This window comes from Allochromatium warmingii (assembly GCF_900107145.1).
GTDB lineage: Bacteria > Pseudomonadota > Gammaproteobacteria > Chromatiales > Chromatiaceae > Thermochromatium > Thermochromatium warmingii.
This window is the reverse complement of sequence record NZ_FNOW01000034.1, coordinates 19202-32630: the sequence shown is the minus strand read 5'-3', so window position 1 is coordinate 32630 and position 13429 is coordinate 19202. Positions and strand designations below refer to the sequence as shown.

Below are 13429 nucleotides of genomic sequence, written 5' to 3'. Positions count from 1 at the left end.
TGATATAGGCATCCTTGACATCTTCTTCAGACTTCGCTTTCGCTAAATCGTCAATTAAACTCATCGCTCAATTGCTCCTGATTGAATTTCACTATTATTATACGCAAGGCATATACTACGGTTTTGAGTTTTCAGCATCCAGCCGCCAGCTTCCCGCACGAACGCCGTACAATGTCTGACCCAAGCTTCTTAGTCGCTCCCAGTTAGCCATGTTTACTACTCACAGCTCGCGCCCGCCTCGTTTGATGGGGATTGTCAATGTCACGCCGGACAGTTTTTCTGACGGCGGGCGCTATCTCGATACCGAAGCTGCGGTCGCGCACGCGCTCACGCTGCTGGCCGAAGGTGCCGAGATGCTCGACATCGGCGGCGAATCGACCCGCCCCGGCTCACTTTCCGTTCCACCCGATGAGCAACTGCGGCGCGTACTGCCGGTGATTCGGCGCTTGCGCGAGCAGATTGCACCCGAAATCCGCCTGAGTATTGACACCACCTCGGCGCAGGTGGCGCAGGCGGCGCTGACAGCGGGCGCGAATTGGATCAACGACACCTCTGCCGGACGCGATGACCCCGAAATGCTGCCGCTGGCCGCCGCGTTGCAAGCACCGATTGTGCTCATGCACCGGCGCGGCACGCCGCAAACCATGCAGGCCGCGCCCGCCTATCAGGATGTGGTCGCCGAGGTCTGTAGTGATTTGTTAGCGCAGGTTGCGGCAGCGCGGGCGGCAGGGATCGCTGATGATGCGATCTTGCTCGATCCGGGCATCGGTTTTGGCAAAACTACGGCGCATAATTTGCAGCTTTTAGCTGGACTCGAACAGATCGTCGCGCTTGGTTTTCCGGTGGTATTAGGCACAAGTCGTAAACGCTTTTTGAGCACTTTTTGTGGCGATGCTGCCCCCGAAGCACGGGTCGCGGCGACCTGTGCTACTACTGCGTTAGCGGTCAAGCAGGGCGTGGCGATTTTTCGCGTTCATGATGTCGCGGCCAATCGGCAGGCTGCGGATGTCGCTTGGGCGATTGCTGGGCGTGCGACAGGTGCCTAAAGTTTGAATAAAAACAGCAACATGGCAGCAGCGCGGACGGTTCCGCGTTGGCGCTCAGGATTGCGGGCAACGCGCCGCTGGTTTTTTCACCTGCTCGGCGCGGGCTTGGGTGCGCCCTTACAGCTACTCGCGCTCGGATTAGTCGCTGCGGGTGTGTTCGTCGGTGTGACCTTGCCGGATTTGCCCGATGTGCAAACCTTGCGCACGGTGCAGCTTCAAGAACCATTGCGCGTGTATAGCGCCGATGGGCGTTTAATGGGCGAATTTGGCATCGAGCGGCGGCGTCCGGTGTCAATTCAAGCGATTCCGCCGCTAATTATCAACGCTTTTTTGGCGACTGAAGATAGTCGCTTTTTTGAGCATCGCGGGATTGATACGCAGGGATTAGGGCGGGCATTGCTAAGTTATTTAGCGACCGGCGAGAAATCGCAAGGCGGCAGTACCATTAGTATGCAGTTGACGCGCAATTTCTTTTTATCCCCAGAAAAGACCTTTCAGCGCAAACTCGCTGAGGTGTTATTAACGCTGCATGTTGAGCAGACCTTGACTAAAGAAGAAATTCTCGAACTCTATCTCAATCAGATTTTCTTCGGTCATCGCGCCTATGGGATTTCAGCAGCAGCAGCATTTTATTATGATAAAACGCTCGATCAACTCAGCCTTGCTGAAGCCGCGATGCTGGCCGGGATTCCGAAAGCGCCGTCGGTAAATAATCCGCTCACCAATCCGCAACGTGCTTTAGAGCGACGTGATTATATTTTGGGGCGGATGTACGAATTAAATTATATCGACGCCAATCAATATGCTGAAGCGCGGAGCGCCCCGGATTTAGCCCAAGCGCATCAACGCGGCCCAGAATTGGAAGCGGGTTATATGGCGGAAATGGTGCGGGCGGAAATTGTCCGCTTTTATGGTGAGGATGCCATCAATCGTGGTTATCGCGTCACCACCACACTGGAACCGGAGTTACAACGTGCGGCACAGGATGCGGTGCGCAGTTCATTACGTCAATATGATCGGCGGCACGGTTATCGCGGCCCAGAAGCAACGCTTGATCTGACTGGATTAAATGACGCTGAATTAGATGCGTATTTAGACACCGTGCCGCGTATTCCCGAATTGATTCCGGCGCTGGTGACGGGGCTGTCGAGTGCGGGCGCGAAACTTTATCTCGGGCGCGGCGAGCGGGTGGCGCTGCCGCGTCAGGCGCTTAGTTGGGCACGCACGCAACGCAATCTCAAGCGTTGGAATGGCGAGCGCCGACGCGGGCCGGAGTCGGTCGCGGTCGGTGATTTGGTGCGCCTGCGGCGCAATGCGCAAGGTGATTGGATGCTGACGCCGATTCCAGCGGTCGCCGGGGCGCTGGTGGCGCTCGATCCGCGTGATGGCGCATTGCGGGCGCTGGTGGGCGGCTATGCGTTCAATGACTCAAAATTCAATCGCGCTGTTGATATGCGCCGTCAGCCCGGCTCTAGCTTTAAGCCATTTGTTTATGCGGCTGCGCTCGATAAAGGCTGGACGCCGGTGAGTTTATTGCGCGATCAAGCGGTACGGGTCAAAAGTGATCCGAATTGGAATCCAAAAAATGCCGATCATCGTGAACTCGGCCCAATTCCAATGCGTCGCGCATTGGCGCTATCACGCAATTTAGCGAGCATCAATTTATTACAGAGCGTCGGATTAGATGAAGCCCAGGCGTATATTCGGCGCTTTGGCTTTGATACCCCGGCGCTACCGCGTGGTTTGTCAATGGTGTTGGGAACCGGCGAACTGTCGCCGGTTAAATTAGCAGAAGGCTATGCGGTGTTTGCGAATGGCGGCTATCACGTCACGCCCTATTTTATTCGCCGCATTGAAGATAGTGATGGTCAGATTATTTTCGATGCTAAACCAGCGCGTGCGTGCTCGGATTGCTGGTTCAAAATCGGCGATACTGCACCCGATCCCCGCGCTTTGATTGCACAGGGTCAGGGATTAGCGGAACGGGTGATTGATCCGCGCACCGCTTATCAAATGACGGCACTGTTGCGTGAAGTCATTGATCGCGGCACCGGCACACGGGCAAAAAAGCTCTCGCGACCGGATATTGTCGGCAAAACTGGCACGACTAATGATGTGCGTGATTCGTGGTTTGCTGGCTATCAAGCCGAATTTGTAACCATTGCTTGGATGGGATTTGATGATTTCGGCAAGCTCGGACGCGGTGAAGAAGGCGGTAAAGCGGCGCTCGGCATGTGGTTGGCCTTTATGGAAGCAGCATTAAAAGAGCGCCCCATTGCCACACTTGCTCCGCCGCCCGGACTAATTGCGATACGTGACAATGCTGCACGCGGAGTTGAGATTCAAGCGAAAGGCGGCTTTCTGGAAATGGTGCAAGAAGAGCATCGTAAATCCATGCTCGGGCCGGAGTCGGTGCAGATTGCTGGGCCAACGGCAGGCGGTGGACGTAATACTAAAGCACCGGCTAAACCGAATCGCCCGCGTACCGCGCCGCGAGTGATGGATGATTTGTTTTGATTGTGAGCGATCAGCTAATTAGCTATCAGCCAGCTTTCAGCTAAAAAAATACGCCGAACTGCTTTAAGCTGGAGGCTGGTAGCTGGTCACTGGCCGCCCCTCAGGAAACCCTAATTTCATGCTGCAATTGAAAGACTTAAGTTTCCGTCGTGGCCCAAATCGTTTGCTCGAAGGGGCCACACTGACGATTTATCCCGGCCAAAAAGTCGGCCTCGTTGGGGCGAATGGCTGCGGAAAATCGAGCCTGTTTGCGCTGCTGCGCGAGGAACTGCACGCCGATACCGGTGATGTGACCATGCCGCCCGGCTGGGAGATTGCCCATGTCGCCCAGCACACGCCAGACACAGATCGTCCGGCGCTAGAGTTTGCGCTCGATGGCGACCGCGAATTGCGGCAACTGCAAGCGGATCTGATGGCCGCCGAAGCGGCTGGCAATGGTCTCCAGCAAGCCGAATTGCACGGGCGTTTAGAGTCTATCGGCGCGTATGAGGCCGAAAGTCGCGCCGCTCGGCTGCTGCATGGTTTGGGCTTTGCGCCGGGCGATGAACAGCGAGCGGTGAATAGCTATTCGGGCGGCTGGCGGATGCGGCTGGCGCTGGCGCGGACGTTGATGTGTCGCTCGGATTTGCTGCTACTCGATGAGCCGACCAATCATCTCGATCTCGATGCCGTCATCTGGCTCGAAGGCTGGCTCAAAACCTATCCGGGTACGCTGCTGCTGATCTCGCATGACCGTGATTTTCTCGATGCCGTCGTCAGTCACACCCTGCATCTGGAACATCAGCGCCTGACGCTCTATATCGGCAATTATTCGGCCTTTGAGCGTCAACGCGCCGAGCGGCTCGCGCAACAGCAAGCCGCCTATGTGCGCCAGCAGCGCGAGATTGCCCACATGCACAGCTTTGTCGAGCGGTTTCGCGCCAAAGCGACTAAAGCACGGCAGGCGCAAAGTCGGCTCAAGGCGCTTGAACGCATGGAACTGATCGCTCCGGCGCATATCGACTCGCCGTTTCGCTTCAGCTTTGCGCCGGCGGACACGCTGCCGCGCCCGCTGCTGCGACTCGATGATGCGGTGGTCGGCTATGGTGAGCGCCCGATTCTCAATGGGGTCGGATTCAGCCTCGATCCCGGCGACCGCATCGGCTTGCTTGGGCGCAATGGCGCGGGCAAATCGACGTTGATCAAAGTCTTAGCCCAAACATTGCCGCTGCAAGCTGGGCGCTGTGAACGCGCTCAGGATCTCAAAATCGGCTATTTTGCCCAGCATCAGCTTGAGCAATTGCGCCCTACTGATAGCCCGCTGCTGCATCTGCGCCGCCTCGATCCACAGGCCACTGAGCAGGCGTTGCGCGATTATCTCGGCGGCTTCGGTTTTATTGGGGATCGGGCGCTTGAGCCGGTCGCGCCGCTCTCCGGTGGCGAAAAAGCGCGGCTGGTGCTGGCGCTGATGATCCGGCAGCGCCCGAATCTGCTACTCCTCGATGAGCCGACGAATCATCTCGATCTCGACATGCGTCAAGCCTTAGCTGAGGCACTGCAAGAGTTTGATGGCGCACTGGTGCTGGTCTCGCATGATCGCCACCTGTTGCGCGTCACCAGTGATGATTTATGGCTGGTCGATGGCGGCGCGGTGCGACCGTTTGACGGCGATCTCGACGACTATCCGGCGTGGTTGGCGGGACGCCAAGTGCTTGATGAACAACAGAATGCAAGTAATCAAAAGGGCGCGACTAACGCAAGCGGCGGCGGTGAGCGCAAGCAACAGCGCCGTCAGGCAGCCGAAACCCGCAAGGCACTGCAACCGCTGCGCAACCGCGAAAAAACCCTAGAACGTCAGCTCACGGCCTTGAGCGAACGCCGCGCCGCGCTTGAACAGCAACTGAGCGCACCGGAACTCTACGAGGCCGCGGCCAAAACGCAGTTGCTGACCCTGCTGGCTGAACAACGCCAGCTTCAGGCCGATCTGGACGCCACCGAAACGGCCTGGCTTGAGGTCTGCGAAACCCTCGAAACGCTTGAACACGCGCAGATCCGCGATGGTTGAACTCGGCGCACCGCGACGCCTCCAGCTTAGTCGCCACTGGCTTGGCCGCCTCGGGCACGGAATGCTGCGCCTTTGGTTAGCGGTGCATCACACGCTCACGCAGGCGCTGCTACTGATCTTAGTATTGACGCTGCTCTATGGTCTCTGGCCCTATAGTACCCTGTGGTCATTAGAACGCGCCGTCGTGCAAGAGGATTTTGCCACCATCGCCGCCTTAGTGAATCTGGATGCCGTGCGCGATGAACTCGCCCGTCGGCTGGATAAACGCCAAACCAATCGCATCGAAACCGTTTCGGATGCGTTTATTGCGTGGCTTGAATCGGGTTTGCGTCAACACGGCGTCGCGGTTCTTGAACGCCGCGTTACCCTACAGTGGGTCAGCGACCAGTTTAAGCAGATTCCCACCCTGCACCGCCCTGGTCTGTGGCGCTCGCTCTCGGAAGTTTTTTTTGAGGCACCAGACGCCGTGCGCCTGCGCATCGAACGCGCCCCGACCGCGCCGCCGTTATATGTGCGCTTGCAACTCGACGGACTTATTTGGCGCGTCACCCTGCTTCACGACTAATTAAAAACTTATAATTAAAAATTTATGAGCGTTCAATATAAAGCCTCGATACAGGCGCGGCGAATTGTCGCATCGCTGCTCGTGCCAACAGATGTTCCATTCAAGGATTATCTGAAGGCTACAGATTATTGCACCGCTATTATGATTTATACCGAACGTCCGGCGGACTATGAATATATGGTTCAATGGCGTGCTGCCTTTGCCGCGCTCATGGTTGCTGGCCCTGAAGAGCGGCAACGCTTACTCAAACGTCTGCGCGAAGATTGTAAACGCGGTCATTCGCCATTACCGAGTCTCCAGCCTGACACGGTGCATGAAGCAGATTAAGCGCGAAGAAAGCTATCAGCTATCAGCCGCCTGCTTTCAGCTTCGAGCTTTTTTAAGCAGCGATTCATGCCGAATCATCATTGCTGATAGCTGAAAAGCTAATACTAACACCCCACCCTTCCAATACAGGAAACCCCCTTGCATGTCTTCATCATCGACAATATTGCTGAAAAATTGCCCCAATGACGCCACCTTCGATTTACCGCCTTTAGCGCGGGATCCCGAAGGATTGGCCCATGATTTCAAACGGTATTATGTCAATACCTTCGGACGTGATCGCGATTGTCTCTCAGCTTATTATCCCTATCGGGCGCTGGCAACGATTCTGCGTGATCGGTTAATGGAACGCTGGAAAAGCACCCGCCAGACCTATGATGAAACCGGCTGCAAGCGAGCCTATTATTTATCACTGGAATTTTTGATGGGGCGGGCGCTATCGAATGCGACCTTTAATCTGGAATTAGATGCACCAATCGCCGAAGGCTTACGCACGCTCGGCTTAGAATTAGAAGAATTAGCCGCCATCGAACCAGATCCTGGTTTAGGCAATGGCGGTTTAGGTCGGCTCGCGGCCTGTTTTCTCGATTCCTGCGCCACGCTGCAATTACCCGTGCGCGGCTATGGCTTGCGCTATGAATACGGCATGTTTCGCCAGTTAATTGAAAATGGCGCACAAATCGAAGAGCCAGATCATTGGCTCCGCGACGGCAATCCCTGGGAAATCGAGCGCCCCGAATTTACCCAACGCATTCAATTCGGTGGCCGCACTGAAACCCATCGTGATCCGAATACCGGACGCATGATTGTCAGTTGGGTTGACAGCCATGATGTATTAGCAGTTCCCTACGATGTGCCAGTACCTGGCTATCGTAATGATACCGTCAATACGCTCCGCTTATGGAAAGCAGCGGCCACTGATGAATTTGATCTTGATGAATTTAATGCTGGCAGTTACACCGAATCAGTCGCGCAGAAAAATGCTGCCGAACATATTACGATGGTGCTCTATCCGAATGACGCCAGCGAAAATGGTAAAGAGCTGCGCTTGCGTCAGCAATATTTCCTTGCCAGCGCCAGTATTAAAGATGTCTTGCGCGATTGGGTACGACTCTATGGCAAAGATTTCAGCCGCTTTGCTGAATTAAACTGCTTCCAGCTTAATGACACCCATCCAGCGGTATCAGTTGCCGAGTTGATGCGGCAGCTTATGGACGTGCATCATCTGGAATGGACAGAAGCTTGGGACATCACGCGCCGCACAATGGCCTATACCAATCACACTCTGCTTCCCGAAGCATTGGAACGCTGGCCAGTGCGCTTATTCCGGCAATTATTACCGCGCATTCTAGAAATCATTTTTGAGATCAATGCGCGGTTTCTTGCCGAGGTCGCATTGCGTTGGCCGGGGGATATTGACCGGCAGCGGCGCATGTCACTAATTGAAGAAGGCTATGATCCGCAAGTGCGCATGGCGTATCTGGCAATTGTCGGTAGTTTTTCGATCAATGGTGTTGCCGCATTGCATTCGCAATTATTAGTCGAAGGACTATTCCGTGATTTCTACGAGCTTTGGCCGGAAAAATTCAACAATAAAACCAACGGTGTCACACCACGTCGTTGGCTGGCAATGTGTAATCCGGGCTTAACCGAATTGCTGAATGAAACCATCGGTGTTGAGTGGGTTCACGATCTCGAACAGCTTGTCAAGTTAGCGCCCTATGCTGAAGATAGCGCGTTCCGTGAACGCTGGCATATCATCAAACAAAACAATAAAGCGCGATTAGCCGAGCAGATTCGGGAATTATGCAGCGTAGATTTTCCGCTTGATGCAATTTTTGATGTGCAGGTGAAGCGCATTCACGAATACAAGCGTCAATTGCTCAACGTCTTGCATATCATTCATCTCTACAATCGCATCAAACGCGGTGATACCGCGCATTGGACGCCGCGCTGTGTGTTGATTGGTGGCAAGGCCGCGCCTGGCTATTTTATGGCCAAGCTGATTATCAAGCTCATCAATCAGGTAGCGCGGGTTGTGAATGCTGATCCGGCGACGGCTGGATTATTGCGCGTTGCCTTTGTCCCAGATTATCGCGTATCACTCATGGAAGTGATTGCTCCGGGTACCGATTTATCTGAACAAATTTCAACTGCTGGTAAAGAAGCCTCGGGCACCGGCAATATGAAATTTATGATGAACGGTGCCGTGACTATTGGCACACTCGACGGTGCTAATATCGAAATCCGCGACCAAGTTGGCGAAGATCATTTTTTCCTGTTTGGCTTAACCGCATCCGGTGTCGAATCCTTGCGCGGTCATTATGACCCGAATGGTTTAATCGCCAGCGATCCGGCATTGCGCGATGTGATGAATCTGCTGGAATCCGGGCATTTTAATCAGTTTGAAGCTGGCGTCTTTGACCCGATTATTCTCTCGATTCGCAATCCGCATGATCCCTGGATGACTGCCGCTGATTTCCGCAGTTATATTGAAGCGCAAGACCGCGCCGCTGCCGCCTATCGTGACCGTGAGCATTGGTTACGTATGAGCATTCTCAACACCGCTTATAGCGGGCGGTTTTCATCGGATCGCACGATTAGCGAATATAACCGCGAGATTTGGCATTTAGAGACCGTTGCGCCCAAAACAGTATAACGGTCATTGAATCGCGCCGCACTGATTGTGCTGGATTCAATCAGCACGGCGCATGATTCACCGACAACACCTAAACGCTGGTAGCTAATAAACGCATCAACCGAGGAATCAATCATGTTGAAATTTATGCGTCATTTTGTTGGTGTTAAAGCCGATCAAGCCATACAGAGTGGTTTAGAGGCACTGGTGCGCTGGGATCCACAGGGCGCAACTGAGGCCGAATTGCGTACAATGGAAGCGCATCTCGATGAACTCGGCTTAGAAGTCGCTCAAGCGCGTCAAACCTATCAGCGCGAACAACAAGAAGCTGATGCGATTCAAACCCTGCTCAATCAACGCATGGCGGCTGCGGAAATGTTGCAAGGGCAATTATCTATTGAAGTCGATCCAAATCGGCGGCTGACATTAGAAAAAAGCCTGAATACCCTGCTTGATATGCTCGAACAAATGACACCGGATGTTGAGCGCGAAGCCAGTGAAGCACAGGATGCGCAGGAATTTTTAGCGATGCTGGAGCGCACCTATACGGATGCTGGTAATAAACTCAAAGAAGCGCGGCGGCAATTAGAACGTGCCCAACGCGATATGAAACGCGCCGAACAACAGCGCGAACAAGCCGAGCGTCAGGCTGAAGCTGCCCGCCGTGCTGCCGGACTTACCGGCGTCACCAGTGGTTTAAATGTCGCGCTCAAAGCAATGAACGAGGCCGCCGCCCGCGATCTCGCGCAAGCTGATGCCGCGAGCGCCAAAGCTAAATTGCTCGCTCCGACGCGCCCCGAGCAAGAGGATCCCAATATCGCCGCTGCACTCGCGGCGGCCAGCGGTCAGTTACCGGCTGCGCACTCGGCCAGCGAGCGGTTGGCGCGTTTAAAAGCGCGTCATTGAGCATTAAGCATGACCTAGATCAAGGCGTCATGATGTGCGGTCATTAACAATCGCTACACTGAGCAAATACGAATTGAGTGCGATATGACCGCTATCATTACTGACTCCTTTACTCATAATTATCACGCCTGCGATCAACAGCTTGCCGCAGCGCAAAAAAGTTTGACGAGCAGTGATTGGGCGCTAATCAATCACGCTACGCAAATATTAGTGAAAGCGATTAATTATCTTTAGGCGTTTCTTCCCGAATGTTGGCGCGGATGCAGTTGGGTTGCTATCGCCGACATCGGACAATCCAGCGGCAGTTTGATGCCATCGCTTGACTGTGCGCTGACTGGTTTCGGGCATGATTTGGAGTTATTGAACCGTCATCATCAGTCTGTAACATAAAGCGATTTCAATACTTGATCCTCGTCGTTACGGAGCGTTACGCATGGCACCATCCCGCACCCAAGCTATTCCATTCACGTTAGCACTCGGCTGGTGCGCTCCGGTTTTGGCCGGAAGTCTGGTCGTGAGTCCGGCTCCAGTGCCGCGCACCGACGCGGAAAAACACGCAATCCTCACCGCCCCGCACGCGCTCATCAATGGGGTCAAGGTCGAGCTGCATTATCACACGCTGTTGCGCTCGGGTCAGACTGGACAGGCCGATCCCGACGGCTATCGCTTTGGTCAGTTATACGATCAAAAGGGTCAGCCACTTTTGGCTGAAGATGGCTCGCCCTACCTGTCCCATCACAACGATTTTTCTTCGCTACTGCGCGGCGCGGATGAACAGTTGTACATGGTTTCACATTTTGAATCGCGCCCCGGCGCGATGTATCTGACGGCGCTGACGCAAGATACACAAACCGGCCAGTTAACCGCGCAACGCACACGCCCGCTAGATTTTTCCGCGCTCAACGGCGGCTGGGTTCACTGCGCCGGCAGTGTCACGCCCTGGGGCACACATCTCGGCTCGGAAGAATACGAACCCGACGCCAAACAGTGGCGCGACGGCACCATCAGCGATTACAACGCGGCGATGGCACGCTATTTCGGCGCAGCGCCTGAACAGGCACAAACTGTGGTCAATCCCTATGATTACGGCTATCCGATTGAGGTTCAGGTCGCCCAATTCGACGCCGCGACCGTGACCAAACACTATGCGATGGGGCGCATCGCGCTCGAACTCGGTTATGTCATGCCCGACCGCAAAACGGTCTATATGTCCGACGATGGCACCAATGTTGGACTATTTCGCTTCGTCGCCCAGCAGCCGGGCGATCTGAGCGCCGGAACGCTTTGGGTTGCACAGTGGCAACAGCAGGATGCCGACGGCGCGGGACGGGCGCGACTCAATTGGATCAATCTCGGCACCGCGACCGATGTCGAGGTGCGTGATTGGATTGGGCGCTATCGCTTCGCTGATTTATTTGAAGAAACCGCGCCCAATACAGCCGACCCCGATACGCCTGCACAGTGTCCGAATGGTTTTACTGCGATCAATGTCGGTCACACAACGGGAACGCATCAATGCCTCAAACTGCGTGATATTAACCAAGATGGGCAAATTGATACGCTCGATCAAACCATTGCCTCGCGTTTAGAAACGCGCCGTTGGGCGGCGATGCAGGGCGGAACCACTGAATTTCGCAAAATGGAAGGCATTACGTATGATGCAGCGCGTCATCAATTATATTTAGCAATCTCAGAAATTGATTACGGAATGCTTAATTTCAGCCGCGCCGGTCGCACGCCGGGTAGCGTCTCGACCTACGATCAAGGCGGCGCGAATCACATTCAGTTAAAGCAAGCCAATGTTTGCGGTGCGGTTTATGCACTGGAACTCGACGCGCACTATACCGCGCTGGGAATGAAACCGCTCATTACTGGCACGCCGCTGACAGTCAAATATGGCGCAAGTGCGCAAGCAGCGGCCTATGACGGGCAGAATCAATGCGATGTCAATGGTATTGCGAATCCCGATAATCTCACCTTTATTCCGGGCTATGACACCCTAATTATTGGTGAAGATTCCGGCGCGGGTCATCAGAATGACGTGCTCTGGGCCTATCACCTCGCCTCGGATCAACTCATGCGCCTGCAAACATCGCCCTACGGCTCTGAAACGACATCGCCGTATTTTTATCCCGACATCAATGGTTTTGCCTATTTAATGTCGGTGGTACAGCACCCCTATGGCGAATCAGATGCGGATAAATTAACTGATCCGCGTCACCGCGCTGGGTATACGGGTTATTTTGTGTTTCTGGCGCTCAATCCCTAACGCGCCACTGCGATTGATACAAAAACTCAACTCGCCGCTTCAAGCTCTTCATCACTCGGCAAGCGGCGATAACAGGGATCCGGCATAAATACTAGTGGATCGAATGTACCTTCGGGTGGCGGTTGTTTTTGTAGCAATAGATTGAGTTTGCTGTATTGATCGGCAACAACCAGCATTGCACCTAAACCAGAGCGCGTGTCATATTTCGTTGGATAGGCTTGTTCGTGAATCGCGGTCATCACCGGCTCAGGAAAATCCCATTCGCTAATAATGCGATAGGACAACAGCCGCGAGCGTTCAATAAAAGTTTTATAAAATCCAGTTGAATTAGGAATCGGCCCTTGCAGGGTATCGAGAATTTGTTCCATAAAGCGAAAACCCACCATCAGCCCAATCTGCGCCACTAATCCGGTCAGATACGCATAAAATACATCCTGCCTGTAGTCATTCGCCAAACAGTTGCATACTAGCGCACAGCGTTCCGATTGCATCCAAATTCGCCGTGCCGCGATATTGGCGCTATTGCTGGATTTCAAATTAAAGATCGGATAAAACGCCACCCGCGCAATCAATTGATGCAGACCATCTTGCCCTAATAACATGATGGCCTGCTGTAGACTGGCTATTTTGCACGGACGCCGATACATCGGGCTATTCGCCAGCCGGATAATTTCACCGACTAGCGCCGGATCTTTGGCAATTTGATCGGCTAAATCATGGATGGTCGCGGTATCATCCTTGAGACTGTGCATCAATTGCGGAATCAGGAGCGGCAAACGCGGCACAATCTCAGCATTGGTGTGTGGACGGACGACTAATAAATCAAAAGCCGTGAGAATTTTGCGTTCAGGATCGGTCAGCGGTTTATCAATGAAATCTGGACAACTCAGCAACCAGGGATAAAACCAGCGATCCACTGAAAGTGACGGCGGTGCCGGAAATCCATTTTCTTCACGGCGAATTTGCACTGCTTCCGCCGGAATGGGTGTCGGCACCTCCAGACACGCTAAATCCGCATCTTCATTGGTCGCAAGTGCCGAATGAGAAACCGCGTGTTGCGCACGCGGCCAAAGACGCTCAAACAGAATTTTGAAAAAGCGCATAGAATATCGTGTCGGTT

The 13429-nt window shown here is 54.1% G+C and carries 10 protein-coding genes; 9 read left to right on the top strand and 1 reads right to left on the bottom strand.

Annotated elements, in window-relative coordinates; translation table 11 throughout:
- The first annotated feature begins 245 nt into the window (after positions 1–245).
- The 9 genes from folP (at position 246) to BLW10_RS10255 (ending at position 12309) form a co-directional block, all read left to right on the top strand.
- Positions 246–1046 (top strand): dihydropteroate synthase, encoded by an 801-nt coding sequence (gene folP / locus BLW10_RS10290; RefSeq protein WP_245709325.1) that lies wholly within the window; start codon positions 246–248, stop codon positions 1044–1046.
- A 3-nt stretch (positions 1047–1049) separates the two neighbouring features.
- Entirely contained in the window at positions 1050–3563 is a 2514-nt protein-coding gene (locus tag BLW10_RS10285; RefSeq protein WP_342707525.1) for a penicillin-binding protein 1A, read from the top strand.
- Between the two features lie 118 nt (positions 3564–3681).
- On the top strand, positions 3682–5607 hold the full coding sequence (locus BLW10_RS10280) for an ATP-binding cassette domain-containing protein (RefSeq protein WP_091334471.1): 1926 nt from the start codon (positions 3682–3684) through the stop codon (positions 5605–5607).
- Entirely contained in the window at positions 5579–6172 is a 594-nt protein-coding gene (locus BLW10_RS10275) for a DUF2939 domain-containing protein (protein ID WP_143117050.1), read from the top strand. Before BLW10_RS10280 ends, BLW10_RS10275 begins: the two co-directional genes overlap by 29 nt.
- Positions 6173–6196: 24 nt before the next feature.
- Positions 6197–6499: a hypothetical protein gene (locus BLW10_RS10270; protein WP_091334468.1), complete on the top strand. Its 303-nt coding sequence runs from the start codon at positions 6197–6199 to the stop codon at positions 6497–6499.
- 142 nt (positions 6500–6641) lie between these two features.
- A complete protein-coding gene (locus BLW10_RS10265; protein WP_091334466.1) occupies positions 6642–9155 on the top strand; it encodes a glycogen/starch/alpha-glucan phosphorylase in 2514 nt (837 codons plus the stop codon).
- 114 nt (positions 9156–9269) lie between these two features.
- On the top strand, positions 9270–10040 hold the full coding sequence (locus tag BLW10_RS10260; protein WP_091334464.1) for a hypothetical protein: 771 nt from the start codon (positions 9270–9272) through the stop codon (positions 10038–10040).
- Between the two features lie 84 nt (positions 10041–10124).
- Entirely contained in the window at positions 10125–10274 is a 150-nt protein-coding gene (locus BLW10_RS14010; RefSeq protein ID WP_177169051.1) for a hypothetical protein, read from the top strand.
- A 199-nt stretch (positions 10275–10473) separates the two neighbouring features.
- Entirely contained in the window at positions 10474–12309 is a 1836-nt protein-coding gene (locus tag BLW10_RS10255) for a PhoX family protein (RefSeq protein WP_091334461.1), read from the top strand.
- A 26-nt stretch (positions 12310–12335) separates the two neighbouring features.
- On the opposite strand, the gene BLW10_RS10250 is transcribed toward BLW10_RS10255, so the two are convergent.
- The gene (locus BLW10_RS10250) at positions 12336–13412 is read right to left on the bottom strand and encodes an HDOD domain-containing protein (RefSeq protein WP_091334459.1); all 1077 of its coding nucleotides are present in this window, start codon (positions 13410–13412) and stop codon (positions 12336–12338) included.
- Between the last annotated feature and the right edge of the window lie 17 nt (positions 13413–13429).